Below are 17,568 nucleotides of genomic sequence, written 5' to 3' on the forward strand. Positions count from 1 at the left end.
TATATTTTTATTTACTCTCGAATCGTGCGAAAAATAATAAGGGGCACCCTTCAAAAAGGGGCCCCTTCCTTTTATTTCGTAAACTGCGCCTCTTCCGTAGATCCTTTTAATGCTGTCGTTGATGAAGTACCACCTGTAATAACTTGTGCTACTTCATCAAAGTAACCTGTTCCTACTTCTCGTTGGTGACGAGTTGCAGAGTAGCCATGTTTTTCTGCTGCGAATTCTGCTTGTTGTAGTTCAGAGTACGCTGCCATGCCGCGCTCTTTATAGCCGCGTGCTAATTCGAACATGCCGTAGTTTAATGAGTGGAATCCAGCAAGTGTTACGAACTGGAACTTATAACCGTAAGATGCGATTTCTTTTTGGAAGCTCGCAATTGTTTTCTCATCTAGTTTTTGTTTCCAGTTAAATGAAGGTGAACAATTGTATGCAAGCAATTTCCCTGGATGCTCTTTATGAATTGCGTCCGCAAATCGTTTTGCATCTTCTAAATTTGGTTCAGATGTTTCACACCAAACGAGGTCTGCATAAGGAGCGTATGCTAAACCACGTGCAATCGCTTGGTCAAGACCTGCTTTCGTACGGTAAAATCCTTCTGGTGTTCTTTCTCCTGTAATAAACGCCTTATCAACCGGATCAATATCGCTCGTAATTAAATCAGCTGCATCCGCATCAGTTCTTGCAACGATAATTGTCGGTACTCCCATTACATCTGCAGCAAGGCGTGCCGAAATTAAATTACGTACCGCTGTTTGCGTTGGTAGTAATACTTTTCCCCCTAAATGACCGCATTTTTTCTCTGAAGATAATTGATCTTCAAAGTGCACACCTGATGCACCCGCTTCAATCATACCTTTCATCAGTTCAAATACGTTTAATTGTCCGCCAAATCCAGCTTCTGCATCTGCTACAATTGGTACGAAATAATCTGTATCACCGCTTCCTTCCATATGCTGAATTTGATCCGCACGTTGAAGCGTTTGATTAATTCGTTTTACGACAGCAGGTACGCTGTTTGCTGGATATAAACTTTGGTCTGGATACATATGTCCAGACAGGTTTGCATCTGCTGCTACTTGCCATCCACTTAAATAAATTGCTTTTAACCCAGCTTTTACTTGTTGCATCGCTTGGTTTCCTGTTAATGCGCCAAGTGCGTTAATGTAATCTTCTGTATGAAGCGACGCCCAAAGCTTTTCAGCACCGCGGCGCGCTAATGTATGCTCGATATCAATTGACCCGCGCAGGCGAATTACATCTTCTGCCGAATATGGACGTGTGATCCCTTTCCAGCGCGTATCTAGTTCCCAGCTTTCTTGTAATTTCTCGATTCTTTCGTTTTTCATTTGTTCCATCCCCTTTTCACTTTTTATAAAATTTCATAACCCGGTAATGTTAAAAATGGTACGAATTCATCACTCCGAACAAGATTTGTAAATAACGTTGTCGCCTCTTGGAATCTCCCTTTCTTAAAGGCTTCTTTACCAATCTCTCTTTCTATTTTTGCTAACTCTTCTTCTTTTAGCTCTTCCATTAATTCAAATGTAATATTACGGCCATCATTTAATTTTCCACCTTCATGGCGAATCCATTGCCATACTTGTGCCCTAGAAATTTCCGCTGTTGCCGCATCTTCCATTAAGTTATAAATTGGTGCTGCTCCCCGTCCGCTTAACCAAGATGCGATATATTGAATGCCTACGCTAATATTCATACGAAGACCCTCTTCTGTAATCGTTCCCACTGGTACTTCTAATAAATCCTTTTCTGTAACATGTATTTCTTCACGTTTTCTAAAAATTTGATTCGGCGTTTTCATAATGTGATTAAATACTTCCATCGCGACTGGCACAAGTCCCGGGTGGGCAACCCAAGTCCCGTCATGACCGTCTAAAGCTTCGCGCTCCTTATCCGCACGTACTTTTTCAAAAGCTGCTTCATTCGCTTTTGGGTTGTTTTTAATTGGAATTTGTGCTGCCATTCCTCCAATAGCTGGTGCATTACGACGGTGACACGTTTGAATGACTTTCAAAGAATACGCGCGCATAAACGGCGCCGTCATCGTGACTTGCGCTCTATCTGGAAGTAAAAATTCATTATGATTACGGAAACCCTTTAGAAAACTAAAAATATAATCCCATCTTCCGCAATTTAATCCAGCAGAATGATCTTTAAGCTCATACAAAATTTCATCCATTTCAAACGAAGCATGTATCGTTTCCAGTAACACCGTGGCTTTGATCGTTCCGTTTGGAATACCGATATATTTTTGAGCAAATACGAAAACATCATTCCATAACCTTGCTTCTAAATGGCTTTCCATTTTCGGTAAGTAAAAGTATGGACCGCTTCCTTTTGCTAAAAGAGCTTTCGCATTATGGAAAAAATAAAGTCCAAAATCTACTAAGCTACCAGACATATTCTTTCCGTCAACTTGCATATGTTTTTCTTCTAAATGCCATCCTCTTGGACGCACAATTAATACTGCTGTTTTACTATTTAAACGATATTCTTTTCCGTTTTCATTTTTATGTGAAATCGTTCCCTTTACTGCATCTCGTAAGTTTATTTGACCTTCAATCGCATTTTCCCAAGTTGGTGAATTCGAATCTTCAAAATCCGCCATAAAAAGACGTGCTCCTGAATTTAAAGCGTTAATAACCATCTTTCTATCTACTGGGCCAGTAATCTCTACGCGGCGATCCTCTAAATCTTTTGGCAATTTAGCAATTGTCCAATCAGCTTCACGTATGTGCTTCGTTTCTTCTAAAAACTTCGGAAACTCCCCTGCATCAATCCTCTTTTGTTTCTCCGCACGCTTTTGTAAAAGTTCTATGCGGCGCTCATTGAAATTTCCATGTAGTTCCTTCAAAAAACTAAGCGCCTCAGGTGTCAATATTTCGTTGTACGCTGGCAACATTTCTCCGGGCAATGTAACCCGTGAAGTTTGCGTCGACATATTAGCATCCCCTTCTTAAACTGTTTTATAACAGATTTGATTTTATGTTTTATATTATATAACAAATCTTCAGAAAAGGAAGTTTTTTTTGAAAATTTAATTGTTTTTTTGTAAAACTGTATTCTTCCACCGGTATTACACATAAAAAAGAAGCCAGTGTTATACAACACCAGCTTCTTGTTCTATTATTTATTCAAAAATTGTTTTAAATAAGAATTGCGCATATTGTTCACGTGTTACTTTCATGTTTGGAGCAAAGTTACCCTTTCCATCTCCTACCGAAATACCATTTGAACCTACTGCATTAATCGCATTTTCTGCCCAATGTCCTTTTGGTACATCTTTAAATCCTTTTGTTTCTTTTACTTCTAACTCATATGCTACTGTAAGCACTTGTGCCATTTCTGCACGTGTTAATGTATCTTTCGGTCTAAAGTTTCCAGTTCCATCACCATTAAAGATACCCAATTCTGTTAATACTAAAATTTCTTCTAAGAACATTGTTGATCTTTCATTAATATCTTTATATGGATTTTCAAGAATATCGCCTTCCTCGAATACTTCACTGAAATCCATTGTGCGATAAATTAAAGCGGCTACTTGTTCACGTGTTACGTTATGTCCAAAACCGAACACACCATTTCCATAACCAAGCATAATTTCTTGTTCTGCTAAAGTTTGAATTGCTTCATAAGACCAATGTCCTGCTGGTACATCTTTAAAGAATGCCTGACTTGCTTGTTGTGGCTTTGCAGCTAATTCAGCTTTTGCTGTTGTCCCTTCAGCACTAAATGCCACTCCACCCATAATTGTTAAAGCTGTTGCTACTTTTAAAAACTTTTTCTTCACAGTATTCTCTCCCTAAAAACATATTTTTTTCTAATATAAAGAATTAATGGAAGCGTAACAATATAATTTCCATGTGATTTTTGTCTAATTTATGAACTATATTTCATATACTTTTATTTACACTTGATTAACAATAAAGTTACTAAAACGTATATTTAAACAATAAAAAGTCACTTTATTCAATCTCTTCTTATCCACTAAAATCGGAAAATTAAATTACGAATAGAAAATCAATATAATTACAAATAATTTTAAATAAGAAAAAAGCGTGGAATTCCCGCGCTTTTTTCTTAATATATATTATATCAATATAATTTAAACGTCCTTATGCTTTAACTTTCATTCATAATCTTCATCTTTTACTGGAAAATAAAAAACAGCTCTATTTAAAAACGTTGCATATTGCTCACGTGTTACAACTTTATTCGGTTCAAATTGCCCATTTCCTGTTCCTACTATGACATGATTAGACTGTAGTGCACTAATCGCATTTTTTGCCCAATGATTATTTGGTACATCTTTAAATGTATGGTTCTTCTTCACCTCAAATGTAAATGCATTCGTAAGAATTTGTGCCATTTCTGCGCGTGTTACTGGTGCAGTTGGTCTAAAGTTTCCTTTTTCATCACCTTTAAAAATACCATGCTCTGTTAATACTAAAATTTCATCTAAAAACATTGTTGCTCTCTCAGAAATATCTTTGTATGGATTTTTTAAAGGTCCTTCCCTTTTCAAATTCAATGTACGATACAGCACTGCTGCTACTTGTTCTCTTGTTACATTATCACCTACACCAAACTTACCATTTCCATACCCTAACATTACTTTATTGTATACTACATCCATTATATCGTCATATGCCCAGTAGTTTACTGGAACATCATCAAACACAATCATTTCTGGATATTCTTCTGCTTTTACGTTGGGAACATTCGTACTTACAAACAAGCCGCCCATAATAGTCATCGTTGCCATTATACGTAACATGTTCTTCTTCATTGCCCTCTCCCCTTTACCTCCATTTTAAAAAACGGAAAATAATAGACTGAAATCCTTTCCAATATTACATATGTTGCCTTTGCACCATTTATGCAATATATTACATTTAAAAAATCTATTATTGTGAAAATCACTACTAAAGGAGAGCCAATTCGCTCTCAATTTCAATTTTTATACCAAATTGTACGCAAACTAATTTTCTTTCCTGTATTCATGTAAAGGTGTTTCTATAATATAAATATTCTACTTTTTTCAAAAGAAATCCTTCACGTTTTAAGAGTTCATTTTCTAGACAAAAAATGCAATTATATCGACTTACCTACAACATACGACAATAGTAACCTCTCTATTAATAAAAGCTCATAATGAGCGGAAGATACCTCTTCTACACATTATGAGCTTTCTCTCTATCTATTCCATTTTCCCTGGAGAATTATCAATTGATCGTTGTAAAAACTTCGCAAATTGTCCGCGTGTAACGAGCATTTCAGGCTGGAACTTGCCATCTCCCGTTCCTACCGCTACTTTATTAGACTGCAATGTGCTAATTGCATCCCTTGCCCAATGATTTTCTGGTATATCTGTAAATGTATGCGGACGCTTTGTTTTCAACTCATATGCTTTCGTTAAAATTTGTGCTAATTCTGCACGAGTCAGTGTATCTTTCGGACGGAAATTCCCATTTTCGTCTCCTTTAAAAATACCAAGCTGTGTTAAGCGTAAAATTTCGTAAGGGAACATGGTTGATTTCGTACTAATATCTCCATATGGATTTCCAATAGTCGCACTTCTTTTTACATGAAGTGCGCGGTACAATACTGCTGCCGCTTGTTCACGTGTTATATGATCTTCCGTCCCAAACTTACCATTTCCATAGCCATACATAATGCGATGATGTACTAAATTTGTAATTTCATCATATGCCCAATGATCTGTTGTTACATCATCAAACTTTATCATAATATTAGGACTAGATTTTTGGATAATCTCTGTATTTGCAGACACACCATTTGCACCTACAAATATTCCTCCCATTAGTGTTAACGATGTCGCTATCTTTACTAGCTTTTGCATCTCTCTCATCTACCTTTTCCTTTATTTCCCTGCAAATTATATTATATAATAAATCTGAAAATTATAAATTTATTTCGAACTAATTATTTACAATTAAGAATATAATTTTTCTTCTACTACTATTTTTTCACCCTTTGTTTTTCGAAAAGTAAATGCCATTCCTACAAATATAAGAACAATTCCTACTATTTGCATACTAGTCGGTCTAAACCCGGTAAAGACTGTATCTAATAGTATTGCAACCGCAGGATCTAAGAACACTAATACAGAAATTAATCTCGTCGATAAATCTCTTAAACTGTCAAAAAATAAGTAATATACAAATCCCGTATGTATAAGACCTGTCGCTGTAATCATCATCCAATTCATCTCTGTTAACCCTTGAAACTTGCCAAAGTCTACGAATGGTAGCAATAAAAATATACCTAAAAATGTTTGTAAAAATGTCATCGCATAGGCGCTCGTATGCTGAATTCCTTTTCCTAATAAAGTGGTAAAAGCATAAAATAGTGCCGCAAGTAGTGCCCATACCATGCCAGATGACATCAGTTTTTCAAGTGATAGACTTCCATCTACTCCAGCCACTAACACTGTACCGATAAAACAAATAACAATGGACAAAACAGCAAACATTGTAAGTCTCTCTTTAAATACAATACTACCAATCATTAATACGATAATGGGTGCTAGATGATAAACTGAAATCGCAATTGTAATCGACATAACTTCAAATGCTTTAAATAGAAATACCCAGTTAAAAACGAGAAATACACCGCATGCTAATATTTGCATGACTTCTTTTTTATTCCATTGCTCACTTTTATATTGTCCTGTTACGAGCCAACATAATGCTAAAAATATAGTCGCACAAATACAACGAACGAATACTAATTCAAAAGACGGTAAACCTGTTTGAACAGAGAAAAATCCAATTGATCCGAAAATAGACATCGAAAGGATCATTTTTATAGCCGGCATTGATTTTGAATGAAACAAAATATTAACCTCCTAAACATTTCACTGAATATTCCATATATTATACACTATAATTTTCCAAAACTCGAATAACGCATAAAAAAAGAAGCAGTACACTACCGCTTCTTTTCCTTTTCATATTGTTCAAACGTATGAATTCTTTCAAAAATTGGTGGGTGTGTATATAAGAAAAACTTTACTAACGCAGGCGGATTTACTTGGCTTAAGCTCGTTTTTGATAAATATTGAAACGTTTTTACACCAGATTTCCCGTCCTTCGTCATATCTAGAGCGTATTGATCTGCCGCTCGTTCTTCTATACGAGAAACATAGTTTGTTGCTGGCTGTGATGCAAAAGAGAGGACAGAAGAAATTAAGAAAAATAAAGGTAAAATTGAGAAACATGCTGCTTTTGACATTTGCAGCGTATCCCCCCATTTTCGAATACACATATTGATAATACGACTAATGAGGTACATCCCTATAAACGATAGCAACACATAACTCGCAACGCCCCAATATATATGTTTCATAACATAATGCCCCATTTCATGAGCCATTATAAATAAAATCTCTTTATCTTTTAATTGCTTTAGCGTTGTATCCCACATTACAATGCGCGAGTTAAGTCCTATTCCTGTTACATATGCATTTAACGCATTCGTTTTTTCCGACATATTGACTTCATATACATGTTTCGCTGGAATATCGGCTTTGTCTGCCATCGCTAAAATTTTCGTTTCTAATTCTTTATTTTTCAGCGTCGAAAAGTCGTTATAAAGTGGATCAATCACGACAGGCTGTATAAATGTTAAAAAGATTGTAAACGGAACAGAGAGTGCCCACCCTGCTAACCACCATCTCTTCGGGAATTTGCGAATAAGCCATAGAAGAACCGTAACTACAATTAACATCGTCGCATAGCTCTCCCAAAAACCGATAACATGATCTTTTATCCAGCTTTGTGTACTTTGCGTTGAAATGCCGTAATCAACAGAAACTTTTCGGCTAATCCATTGCATCGGCAGGGCAAGAACTGTTGTAAGTAGTGATAAATAAAAGAAATAAATCGCAACTTGCAGGACACTTATTTTCGTCGTTTCCTTCGACCATTTCTCAAACTTTTTTGAAATACCGAGCACAAGTACAAATAATAAAATAATCCATTCAAGAGGCGTCGCTAAAAAATACAGTAAATTTTTCACGCGCGAATAATCTTGGCTTAGCGTAAGCTCTCTTGCATTCATAAACGTTTCTGGATCTGCACTCGTTCCTTTGTACATGTCAGGAATTAGTTCATGATTCCATCCAAATAAATACCAATATATAAATAACGCAAACCCAACGTACAAAAAAAGCGACCACCCGATAACCTTCCTCACGCTATTCCCTCCTCTATGCTGCCTGTCTATTATTATTGTAAGTTCGTACGTGCTAAATTAGAACAAGCTTATTACGCGAATTGCTCGAGATCCTTTTATTTACATAAAAAAACTCTTCTACAAATAGAAGAGTTTTACCTACCTTTAGACGCTTTCTTCGGTTCATACTCTGGGATAAGAAACGTACTTACAACCCAGCATATTAAACCAGCGCCTTTTATATAGCGTATATATTCATAGTCTTGAAAAAATAAAGTCGTTACAATAAGCGTAAAAAATCCAATTAAAACTAGTACATATCCCATTTGCTTCTTAGATAACATAACGTACCTCCTTAAGGAAGTACATCCATTAATAAGCTAAAATCTTGCAGAGAAAAAGAACTATATTTCATAATCCCTTGTACAGCTAAAAGTAAAATAAGGCCGGTCACACACATATAATTAACGCTTTCTTCACTCTTTTTTTCAGCAACTACACCGCCACTGATACAGAGAATTCCTAATAAATGAAGCGCTAAATACATAAAGAAATAAGCTTCCTCCCAGCGAAGAATAACGTTGACTGTCGTTATTAGCACTATACTAAGCACAATCAAATAAAAAAACTTATTTGATGATATTGTTTCATTCATATAATTTTATACATCCCTTTCAAATTTAGAATGAATGATGTTTCAAAGCTATAAAGTAAATGATTGTTTTCATACTATAAAACAAAAGGAAAGCCACTATTACTTTCTCGAATACGTTATGAACCCACATATACTTCTCTTCATTTTTTCTGAAGATGCGCTTCATCATTTCTTCTACAATTAGACCAAATAGTAGTAAAACCCCTAACACAATGAGAAGAGAAATAATATTTTCTTTTACATGCGTACTAGAAAATAAGTAATACTCCGGAAACACAATCGTATCTACTACAGGTTGCAGCCAATGACAAACGCTTTTATCACATATATCTGTAATAGACGTAGCATCTATAATGTCTTTCAATATTTTTTCAATCGTCTTCTTCATCTCATTTACTCCCCACTACGTCTGAAAAGCTTTTTTCCTGCTCTACATATATAGCGGGCATTTCTTTACTCCAATATTTGCGGTTAACAAATAAAAAGATGAGTACTAAGTTTAATCCTGTTATAAAAATAATAAGTCCTGGAAAGAACGTCGTATAATTTGAGAAATCTGTAAAACTCATTATCTCTTCTTTATTTATTAAAAAAGAAGCACCGATTACAAATGCATTGTTTAACATGTGAATAGCGATTGGCATGAGTAAACTATTCGTACGAATATATACGATTGATAGTACAACGCTAAATACAATTGCACCTAGGAAATCAACATGTAACAATGCAAACAATATTGCTACAACAATGATCGCTATGCTCGTTCCCCATTTTGCTGCGAAGCGTTGCAGTAAAAATCCGCGAAAAACAAATTCCCCAATAATTGGTGCGATGAATACGACCATAATAACTTGATAAACGTATCCTCCAGTGCTATCCATAATCGGTTCGCGTAATGCGTTCATAATAAATGTCGGTGTAATCCATGCAAAGCTATACATGTACAAAATAAGATATCCATAACTAAACACGCATAACATGATCGTAATGTATAAAACTTGCACCAGGTTAAATGTTTCATTTCTATTAATAAATAATGAAAATGAAACACGGTGTTTTTTATACTCAAAATAAATCCACGTAATCGGCAGGATATAGAATATAAGAATATTTATAAAAGTAGAATTTTGCATATGAAATGTATTTTCTATCAATTCATTACTGGCTCTTGCAACTACAGTTAATAGTGCAAATACAATTAAAAAATATCTAGCTCGCATCGTTTGAAACGGATTCACACTCATCTCCTCCCCTATGTTACTTTTATCATATCATTTGATTCTTAATTTTTTGAGAAAGAAAACCTTAAAATTTCCTTAAAAATTCCATAAGTTACCGAAAGATGATATGATATTCGAGGAAATTAGGAGGGATTTTTTATGTATGAAGCAAATATTTTGCTCGTTGATGATGAAACAGCAATTTTACAATTACTAACTACCATTCTTGAAAAAGAAGGTTTTTCTCATATTACAACTGCAACATCCGCTGAAATAGCTTTATCTCTCACTCAGCAAAACGATTACGATTTAATTATTTTAGATGTCATGCTTCCTGGACAATCTGGTTTTGATATTTGTCCAATCATTCGTCAAAAAACAGATTGTCCTATCTTCTTCCTCACAGCTAAAACATCTGATTTAGATAAAATATCTGGATTTTCACACGGTGCAGATGATTATATTACGAAGCCATTTAATCCACTTGAAGTGGTAGCTCGTATGAAAGCACAACTCCGAAGACATATGAAGCAAGTTATGCCACACGAACAAAAAGCACAATCCAGTTCATTTGGTAGATTTGAAATTGATCGATATTCCGCAGAGCTTACAGTAAATGGGCGTGTTGTCGAATGTTCCGCCCAGCTATTTCAGCTATTACTCTTCTTTTGCGAGAATCCGAACTACGTATTTTCAAAAGAAGAAATATACGAGAAAGTTTGGGGAGCACCTGCCTATAATGGCGATGACAATACCGTTATGGTCCACATTCGAAAACTACGTGAAAAAATCGAACAAGACCCAAGTAAACCAGAATATATAAAAACCGTTCGCGGGCTTGGCTATAAGTTCATTACAAAGTAGGGTGACGATATGAACTTTAATAAACGACTTATTATCCAGTTTATCATGCAACACGTATTTGTTTTAGTTACATTACTGATTGCTGTAGTAGCTGCATTCACGTATTTAATTTTTCTTGTTACGAGTACTTCATACGAACCGAACATTCCAGATGCTGAAAATTTTATGATTGCAAGATACATCTCTTCAGAAGATGGCAATATTTCGTTAAAAGCTGAAGTAAAAGACTTAATTAAAGAGAAAAATGATTGGATTCAAGTTGTCGAGGAAAACGGAAAAGTTCTCTATCACTTTAATACGCCAAATGACGTACCGACATCTTATACGAAAACATCTTTATTCTCGTATATACAGAATCACATAGAAAGTCCTTATACATTTACATATTGGGAAATTGAATTAGAAGAAAAAAACGTACTTGTTATTTACGGCGGCATGTTAAAAAGCAATGCACTACTAAAAACAATTCAGAAAACGCACCCTTCTGTATCTACAGATTCATTCGCATTAACAGAAGAAGAAAAACAGTTACTTTCTAAAGAAAAGGCTACTCTTCAAATCTTTAATAGTGGCGGCGAAGAAGTATTCTCCTATCCAAACGGAAAGAAAAAAACGTTTTCTGTTATACAAGCTGCTCTTAATGAAAGGGAACCGTGGAATCATAAAGAAAACACGTCTAGCTTTTACGACACAAATAGCAATCATCTTCTCGTTGTAACTGCCAAAAATGAGTACTACTACCCAGATGATGAAATAGACGATGTATTTGCTAAAAAGTTTCTAATCGGATGCGGATTAATCCTTCTTATCGTATTTGTTTATTTAGTCATTCTTTCTATTTGGTACGGTAATAAATTTGGAAAACCGTTATTACATGCGATGCGCTGGCTTAAAAACATAGCTGGTGGAAAGTACGAAGAGCCTGTTAGTAAAAAAGGAAAACCTATCAGGTTCAGGAAATCTGGTAAAGAAAAATGGTCATTCCGCTTATTTAGTGATGTTACAAATTCACTAGAGCACCTTTCTATTACACTCAAAAAAAATGATGCGATGAGGCAAGTACTGCAGCAAACACGTGAAGAATGGATTACTGGTCTAACGCACGATTTAAAAACACCACTAAGTTCTATATACGGCTACGCATTATTACTAGAATCAAAACAGTATAACTGGACCGATCGTGACATTCAGCAATTTGGCAGCGTTATGAAAGAGAAATCTCAATATATGACCACACTAATTGATGACTTAAGCTTAACGTATCAATTAAAAAATAACAGTCTTCCTGCGCAGCATGTAAACATTGAAATGAATCAATTCGTCCAAAAAGTATTATTACAATTCATTAATAATCCGACACTTCAAAATCAAAATATTGAATTCGTACCAAGCTCAAATAAAATTCAATATTTCATTGAAGAAAAATGGTTCCAGCGTATTATTGAAAACTTACTCGTAAACGCTGTAAAACATAATAATGAAACGACTAATGTAATTGTAAAGCTTTCACAAAATGCTACTTCATTTACACTCTCTATTTCAGATAACGGAAAAGGAATGGATGATAAAACGAAAGAGCTTCTATTTGAGCGATATTACAGAGGAACAAATACAGAAGAAAGCAACATTGGAACTGGACTTGGCCTCGCTATTACAAAGCAGCTCGTTCATGCTCATAACGGAACGATTTCTATCGATAGCGAACTTGGAAAAGGAACGACGATTATACTTGTGTTTCCGTTTCGTTCATAGAAAAGGCGCTATGTGGCGTCTTTTCTTTTTTGGGAGAGTTTAGCGGTATATGAAATGATATAGACCATCTTTCTGAGTTGTTTTAGCGGTATATGAAATGATATCGGCGATTTTGCGAATATATCGGCGCAACTCAAAATATATCAGCGATTTTCTAAATATATCGGCTTATCGACAAAAAAACGACAACGCTAACCTACTTCCTCTACTATACAAAGTAAAAATAAAACTATTAACAAATACATTTCTAAACTGTTATACTATAAATAGAAGTATAAACTAACTAAGTTTTGCATAAAATGAAGTAGACGAGGTGCTTCCAACACCCCGTCACTGCAACGAATTACCGCAAGGTGGAAGGTTGCAACTAAAGCTTATTTGCGCTTAGAAGACTTCCCACGCTTCGCAGGCAGACGGGTGGTCTTCTTTTTGCGCTTTTTTGTCGTTAATTTCTTAAATCCCATAACTATACCTTCTCTAGCTATAGTTTTTGTGATTTCCAACAAAATTTGCAAAAGAAATTCCATACGATTACACCTCCTTTCTTCACCAAATGAAGAAAGGGCATAACCTTCCACCCGCAATATTTAATTGCTATTTTATTTTACCATTTTCAAATGTATTACATATAAAGCAATACAAATTTAACAATCCACTCATAAAAAATAACCTTTCATAACTCACTATGAAAGGTCACTCCATATTTCAGCTATTTTCCTACCAATACAAACACATTCTCATCAGGTGCTTCCATTACCGCAACATGTCCTGATTCTGTTGGAAATGGTTCGCGAATCCATTTTATATCTTTATTATCTTTTAAACTTTCATACGTTTGGTGCACATCTTCTACCAATACTTCGACTTCTATAAAATTAATATCCGGATGATTGCTTATTACTAACTCTGAACTTTTCTCATCTGGAAACTTCAATCCTATTAGCGTCCAAATAGCCCCTTCTTCTAATTCTCTTTCTATAACCCAGTTTTGCTCCATTCCCATTTCTTTATAAAAAGAAACGGATTTTTCTATATCCTTCGTATGTATAGATACACATTCTAGTTTTTGAAACATATCCCCACTCTCCCTTTATAAAAAAGCGAACCATTTCTCAATGACTCGCTCTCAATCTATTATTTCTTCTTCACCGGTATCCAAAGTTCAATTTGAGCGAACTCACTTTTATCTGCATGGGAACGCTCATCGTATAGCTCAAACTCATTAACGCCGCAATGTTCGTATCCTGAATGCGGGAACCACTCTGAGAATACTGCATTCCACGTTTGGTGAATAGACGATACCATTTCTTCATGAGGAACTTTCGGCGTTGTAAATACTGCATATGTTGCTGCTGGGAACGTACGCTTTGCAATTTCATTTGGTACATTTTCAAAGTCTGTGACTTCCATTCCGATAATATAAGTGAAGTCCCCTGTTTCTAAATTAAAATCAGTACATAATCCAAGCTCTACCCATTGGCTCGTATCTTTACGATTCGGAATTGTCGTTCCAAGATCTTTTTGTAAATATTCTTGCCAAAATGCTGGAATGTCTTGATGGTTCTTCCCTTCTTTACTTGTCGTCTTCAGTTCATAACCCGCCACTAAAAATTCCGGTTTATTTACAATACGATATTCCATTTGTATGCCTCCTAAATACGGATTTAATTTTCTTTGCTTTACATTCACGCTGTAATACATCGGTGTTTCTATTTCCTGCTTTCGATATTCACTCGGTGTCATTTGAAATAATTTTTTAAAGGCTCTCGTGAACGTTTCGTGAGATTGAAAGCCATGTTCAAATGCGATATCAATAATTTTTTCATCCGTATGAGAAAGTTGATAAGCTGCCCGGGCTAACCTCCTCTTCCGAACATACTCCATTACCGTATCACCTACTAACGCCTGGAATACACGATGAAAATGCGACTCAGAAAAACCTGCAATGCGAGCTAACTTACGCAGCGTCTGTTTTTCCATTACATCTTCCTCGATATAATCAATGGACCTTTGAATTTGTGTTTCATAGCTTTCCATCTCTGTTCACCTGCCTTATATGTATTATGATAAAAGAGAATCCTATCCAATTCTTGACGTTTTTTACTATAATTCCATAAAAAATTGTAACTTTTTTATATGTTTTTCGTTGTTATGTATGAAGGGAGGGAAATGTAGTGAAACGTAAACAATCATTAGAAGAAATTTATTCAGAACATATGCAAGATTTATTTCGCTATCTTCTCTCCCTAACCGGAGATTCCCATTTTGCTGAAGATCTCATGCAAGAAACCTTTTACCGCATGCTCGTCCATATTGACTATTATAAAGGCGAAGAAATTAGACCGTGGTTATTTACAATTGCCTACAACGCCTTTATCGATTGGTATCGAAAAGAGAAAAAATATAAAACAACTACAGTGGAAGAATTCCATTTACCAAACGTGCCAAGTACAGAGCACTCTTATTTCATAAAACATGAGATTGCTAGTTGGTTAGAAGGTTTATCTTCTCTTCCGCTTGAAAGACGAAATGTTCTGTTACTACGAGATTACTACGGATTCTCATATAAAGAAATAGCAGAGATGACCGGTCTCTCACTAGCGAAAGTGAAAATTGAATTACACCGTGGTCGAAAAGAAATGAAAAGCATAAAGGAGTGATACGGATGGGTTGTACAGAATTTAAAAAACTATGGGAGAAGTACGCAAACGGAACGCTCACGCATGATGAACAGAAACTGTTAGAAAGTCATATTGAGACATGTGAAGAATGCGAGGCTTACTTAGATCAATTGCTTTCAAAAAGTGAAACAATAAAGAAAAAACTACCACCACAAAACCTGAAAGTTCCGTTTTGGAAAATAAAATGGAAACAACGTTGGCAAACCGTTAGCTTTGTCCTTGCCGTTTGTATTGCAATCTATTTTGTTGGTCATTTCTCATCTTCTTTTTACTTCTATAATATGAAAAAATTAGTTGAAGTAAATGAGATTCCAGCACTCGCACTAGAAGCAACAATTCCAAATAGTCGTTCCACTGGAGGCAGTACAAAGATTAAACCCTTTTTCCGTACAGAAATTGAAATGAATTTAGTTAAAACGGTCGGTAAAAAAGAAATGCCAATTGGTACAGTAACAACGCGTAGCTTCTTATCATCTGTAACTGACACAAATCAATCATGGGCAAATAAACCCTATTCCAACAAACTTTCCTTTGTTCATCCAAAAATAAAGCAAGATGATCATTTGAAAGAAATCTCTAAAAAAGTTTGGAGTACACTCGGAAAGATACATGAGGGCACCGTTGCAGAAGTAGCGATATCTTTTGACAAACCTTACACTTTACAAGAATTAGCATCCATTCTATATAGCACATTTGAAGCACAAGAAATGCCGCCCACTCCTATATGGTACGCTTTAGACACAGGGCAAGAAAGAATAGATGAAGAAGATTTCATTCTACATGGCGGAGAGGTTATCGGATTTTCAGAACATATAAATCTCCCTGATAATGAAGCAAAACGACCGAAGACAAAAGAAGATGAAGTAATCGAAATGATGCGTATTCTTTCTGAGCATAAAAAAACTGTAAGCAAAACTACTTGGACTCCTGAAAAAGAGCTGAACTTAGATAAGCGTTATGAGTATGTAAAAGATAACGGCGTAAAAGTATATGGCATTGTCATTACTGGGCCGTCGAAAGAATTGTTAAAATTACAAAACTCACCTCACGTACGTTATGCGACTCTTGGAGATATTGAGGTTTGGAATTGGTTTGATCAGTGATGTGGGAAAAGGAGAGCATCTAGGAGTGATGCTCTCCTTTTTAATCCGAAATCACTTTCACATACATCCCTTTCACCGCTTTTTCATAAGCGCTATCACTCATCCGTCTTATGTTTTCTGACACAACAGACGATGGAACGACTTCCCCTTCACGAAGTATCGGAGGATCAATAAGGCGTACTTTATTTTTCTGATACAAATCATAATCGTTTTTATCTTCTTTTACTTTTACATTCGGATGAACTTTGCTTACTAAAGCATGTACTTCTGGATCACTACATTGCTGCAATTTCGAAATTAGCTCATCATCTTCAAGAAGAAAATCATCTGCATGAATAACCTTTTTGTGTAGAGCTAACTTTAGCGTTTTTGCTAACATATCATTTCCATAAATATTCATTGGTTGCATAAAGAAATCGATGACTTCTTTGTAATACGTTTCTGTAAACCACTCTGCTATTTCGATATTTTGAAGGACCATTCTCCCCTCTACTGCGATAATATCCTCTAAAAATCTATGAACCTCTTCTAAAGAAATATACCCATATGTATACATATCTCGTAACGTATAATCCACTCGATCTGCACATAATTCTGGCGCTGACCTTTCCAGTAACGTCCACTTCGAATCATCTAACAAAATCTCTTCATAGTTATAGCCATACTTCGCAAGAATTGCTGGAATTTCTGAATTTTTCACAACAGCACTAAATATTTCTTCATGATAACTTTCATTTTTGTTATCAAAAACATAATCAATCACATGAGAAAAAGCAGTATGCGATACGTCGTGCAGTAAACCAGCAATTTGTTCCTCTACTGAGCCACCGAGTTTCTTAATTAACAACATAACGCCAACTGAATGATCAAAGCGCGTTACATTCCATTCCTCATTTATTAAGTAGCTTGCGCCAGTTTGATGAATACCTTTTAACCTTTGCACAGACTTACTTACAATTAATTCTTCTACTACTGGATCCACTTCAAATTCTCCGTATAGCACATCTGATATGATCACTTATAATCCCCCTTTATCTTATAATCGTAACTCTTTTATGAAATCGACACCAATA

The 17,568-nt window shown here is 35.5% G+C and carries 19 protein-coding genes; 4 read left to right on the plus strand and 15 right to left on the minus strand.

Going from position 1 to position 17,568, the window contains the following annotated elements; all coding sequences use genetic code 11:
- Positions 1–71: 71 nt before the first annotated feature.
- The 11 genes from aceA to PDQ40_RS17430 form a co-directional block, all read right to left on the minus strand.
- Positions 72–1,349 carry an isocitrate lyase gene (aceA, locus tag PDQ40_RS17380; RefSeq protein ID WP_000787354.1) on the minus strand — a complete coding sequence of 426 codons (1,278 nt, stop codon included), beginning with the start codon at positions 1,347–1,349 and terminating at the stop codon, positions 72–74.
- 23 nt (positions 1,350–1,372) lie between these two features.
- On the minus strand, positions 1,373–2,962 hold the full coding sequence (aceB, locus tag PDQ40_RS17385; RefSeq protein WP_000107309.1) for a malate synthase A: 1,590 nt from the start codon (positions 2,960–2,962) through the stop codon (positions 1,373–1,375).
- 189 nt (positions 2,963–3,151) lie between these two features.
- Positions 3,152–3,811: an S-layer homology domain-containing protein gene (locus tag PDQ40_RS17390; protein WP_000726288.1), complete on the minus strand. Its 660-nt coding sequence runs from the start codon at positions 3,809–3,811 to the stop codon at positions 3,152–3,154.
- A gap of 339 nt (positions 3,812–4,150) precedes the next feature.
- Positions 4,151–4,810, minus strand: coding sequence for an S-layer homology domain-containing protein (locus PDQ40_RS17395; protein WP_000739933.1), 660 nt, complete (start codon positions 4,808–4,810; stop codon positions 4,151–4,153).
- Between the two features lie 411 nt (positions 4,811–5,221).
- Positions 5,222–5,893, minus strand: a complete 672-nt coding sequence (locus tag PDQ40_RS17400; protein WP_270691532.1) for an S-layer homology domain-containing protein — start codon at positions 5,891–5,893, stop codon at positions 5,222–5,224.
- Between the two features lie 84 nt (positions 5,894–5,977).
- On the minus strand, positions 5,978–6,880 hold the full coding sequence (locus PDQ40_RS17405) for a DMT family transporter (protein WP_000469094.1): 903 nt from the start codon (positions 6,878–6,880) through the stop codon (positions 5,978–5,980).
- A gap of 95 nt (positions 6,881–6,975) precedes the next feature.
- On the minus strand, positions 6,976–8,241 hold the full coding sequence (locus tag PDQ40_RS17410; RefSeq protein ID WP_001233284.1) for a M48 family metallopeptidase: 1,266 nt from the start codon (positions 8,239–8,241) through the stop codon (positions 6,976–6,978).
- A 134-nt stretch (positions 8,242–8,375) separates the two neighbouring features.
- On the minus strand, positions 8,376–8,564 hold the full coding sequence (locus PDQ40_RS17415) for a hypothetical protein (RefSeq protein WP_214328676.1): 189 nt from the start codon (positions 8,562–8,564) through the stop codon (positions 8,376–8,378).
- 11 nt (positions 8,565–8,575) lie between these two features.
- The gene (locus PDQ40_RS17420) at positions 8,576–8,875 is read right to left on the minus strand and encodes a hypothetical protein (RefSeq protein ID WP_001006054.1); all 300 of its coding nucleotides are present in this window, start codon (positions 8,873–8,875) and stop codon (positions 8,576–8,578) included.
- A gap of 25 nt (positions 8,876–8,900) precedes the next feature.
- The gene (locus PDQ40_RS17425) at positions 8,901–9,263 is read right to left on the minus strand and encodes a hypothetical protein (protein ID WP_048557251.1); all 363 of its coding nucleotides are present in this window, start codon (positions 9,261–9,263) and stop codon (positions 8,901–8,903) included.
- A 1-nt stretch (position 9,264) separates the two neighbouring features.
- Complete coding sequence (locus PDQ40_RS17430) at positions 9,265–10,113, minus strand: CPBP family intramembrane glutamic endopeptidase (protein WP_001067975.1); 849 nt, start codon at positions 10,111–10,113, stop codon at positions 9,265–9,267.
- 141 nt (positions 10,114–10,254) lie between these two features.
- On the opposite strand from PDQ40_RS17430, the gene PDQ40_RS17435 reads away from it, so the two are divergent.
- Positions 10,255–10,959 carry a response regulator transcription factor gene (locus PDQ40_RS17435; protein ID WP_000272687.1) on the plus strand — a complete coding sequence of 235 codons (705 nt, stop codon included), beginning with the start codon at positions 10,255–10,257 and terminating at the stop codon, positions 10,957–10,959.
- A 9-nt stretch (positions 10,960–10,968) separates the two neighbouring features.
- Positions 10,969–12,711, plus strand: coding sequence for a sensor histidine kinase (locus PDQ40_RS17440; protein WP_270691533.1), 1,743 nt, complete (start codon positions 10,969–10,971; stop codon positions 12,709–12,711).
- A gap of 374 nt (positions 12,712–13,085) precedes the next feature.
- On the opposite strand, the gene PDQ40_RS17445 is transcribed toward PDQ40_RS17440, so the two are convergent.
- From PDQ40_RS17445 to PDQ40_RS17455, 3 genes are all read right to left on the minus strand, one after another.
- The gene (locus tag PDQ40_RS17445; RefSeq protein ID WP_000394952.1) at positions 13,086–13,238 is read right to left on the minus strand and encodes a hypothetical protein; all 153 of its coding nucleotides are present in this window, start codon (positions 13,236–13,238) and stop codon (positions 13,086–13,088) included.
- A 182-nt stretch (positions 13,239–13,420) separates the two neighbouring features.
- Positions 13,421–13,786, minus strand: a complete 366-nt coding sequence (locus PDQ40_RS17450) for a VOC family protein (protein WP_002157379.1) — start codon at positions 13,784–13,786, stop codon at positions 13,421–13,423.
- 59 nt (positions 13,787–13,845) lie between these two features.
- Positions 13,846–14,748: an AraC family transcriptional regulator gene (locus PDQ40_RS17455; protein ID WP_000446820.1), complete on the minus strand. Its 903-nt coding sequence runs from the start codon at positions 14,746–14,748 to the stop codon at positions 13,846–13,848.
- 137 nt (positions 14,749–14,885) lie between these two features.
- Here PDQ40_RS17455 and PDQ40_RS17460 point away from each other — a divergent pair, with 137 nt between their 5' ends.
- Together PDQ40_RS17460 and PDQ40_RS17465 are read left to right on the plus strand one after the other, a co-directional pair.
- Positions 14,886–15,371 carry an RNA polymerase sigma factor gene (locus PDQ40_RS17460; RefSeq protein ID WP_000823996.1) on the plus strand — a complete coding sequence of 162 codons (486 nt, stop codon included), beginning with the start codon at positions 14,886–14,888 and terminating at the stop codon, positions 15,369–15,371.
- Positions 15,372–15,376: 5 nt separating this feature from the next.
- A complete protein-coding gene (locus PDQ40_RS17465; RefSeq protein WP_000501920.1) occupies positions 15,377–16,495 on the plus strand; it encodes an anti-sigma factor in 1,119 nt (372 codons plus the stop codon).
- Positions 16,496–16,535: 40 nt separating this feature from the next.
- On the opposite strand, the gene PDQ40_RS17470 is transcribed toward PDQ40_RS17465, so the two are convergent.
- A complete protein-coding gene (locus PDQ40_RS17470; RefSeq protein WP_214328674.1) occupies positions 16,536–17,513 on the minus strand; it encodes an HD domain-containing protein in 978 nt (325 codons plus the stop codon).
- Between the last annotated feature and the right edge of the window lie 55 nt (positions 17,514–17,568).

Origin of the sequence: Bacillus cereus group sp. Bc061 (genome assembly GCF_027715825.1) — a bacterium.
Taxonomy (GTDB): Bacteria; Bacillota; Bacilli; order Bacillales; family Bacillaceae_G; genus Bacillus_A; species Bacillus_A paranthracis.

What these genes read in the sequence shown, in the direction of transcription:
- aceA (WP_000787354.1), bottom strand. Translation starts at nt 1,349, where the DNA reads ATGAAAAACGAAAGAATCGAGAAATTACAAGAAAGCTGGGAACTAGAT.
- aceB (WP_000107309.1), bottom strand. Translation starts at nt 2,962, where the DNA reads ATGTCGACGCAAACTTCACGGGTTACATTGCCCGGAGAAATGTTGCCA.
- PDQ40_RS17395 (WP_000739933.1), bottom strand. Translation starts at nt 4,810, where the DNA reads ATGAAGAAGAACATGTTACGTATAATGGCAACGATGACTATTATGGGC.
- PDQ40_RS17400 (WP_270691532.1), bottom strand. Translation starts at nt 5,893, where the DNA reads ATGAGAGAGATGCAAAAGCTAGTAAAGATAGCGACATCGTTAACACTA.
- PDQ40_RS17415 (WP_214328676.1), bottom strand. Translation starts at nt 8,564, where the DNA reads ATGTTATCTAAGAAGCAAATGGGATATGTACTAGTTTTAATTGGATTT.
- PDQ40_RS17420 (WP_001006054.1), bottom strand. Translation starts at nt 8,875, where the DNA reads ATGAATGAAACAATATCATCAAATAAGTTTTTTTATTTGATTGTGCTT.
- PDQ40_RS17425 (WP_048557251.1), bottom strand. Translation starts at nt 9,263, where the DNA reads ATGAAGAAGACGATTGAAAAAATATTGAAAGACATTATAGATGCTACG.
- PDQ40_RS17435 (WP_000272687.1), top strand. Translation starts at nt 10,255, where the DNA reads ATGTATGAAGCAAATATTTTGCTCGTTGATGATGAAACAGCAATTTTA.
- PDQ40_RS17440 (WP_270691533.1), top strand. Translation starts at nt 10,969, where the DNA reads ATGAACTTTAATAAACGACTTATTATCCAGTTTATCATGCAACACGTA.
- PDQ40_RS17445 (WP_000394952.1), bottom strand. Translation starts at nt 13,238, where the DNA reads ATGGAATTTCTTTTGCAAATTTTGTTGGAAATCACAAAAACTATAGCT.
- PDQ40_RS17450 (WP_002157379.1), bottom strand. Translation starts at nt 13,786, where the DNA reads ATGTTTCAAAAACTAGAATGTGTATCTATACATACGAAGGATATAGAA.
- PDQ40_RS17455 (WP_000446820.1), bottom strand. Translation starts at nt 14,748, where the DNA reads ATGGAAAGCTATGAAACACAAATTCAAAGGTCCATTGATTATATCGAG.
- PDQ40_RS17465 (WP_000501920.1), top strand. Translation starts at nt 15,377, where the DNA reads ATGGGTTGTACAGAATTTAAAAAACTATGGGAGAAGTACGCAAACGGA.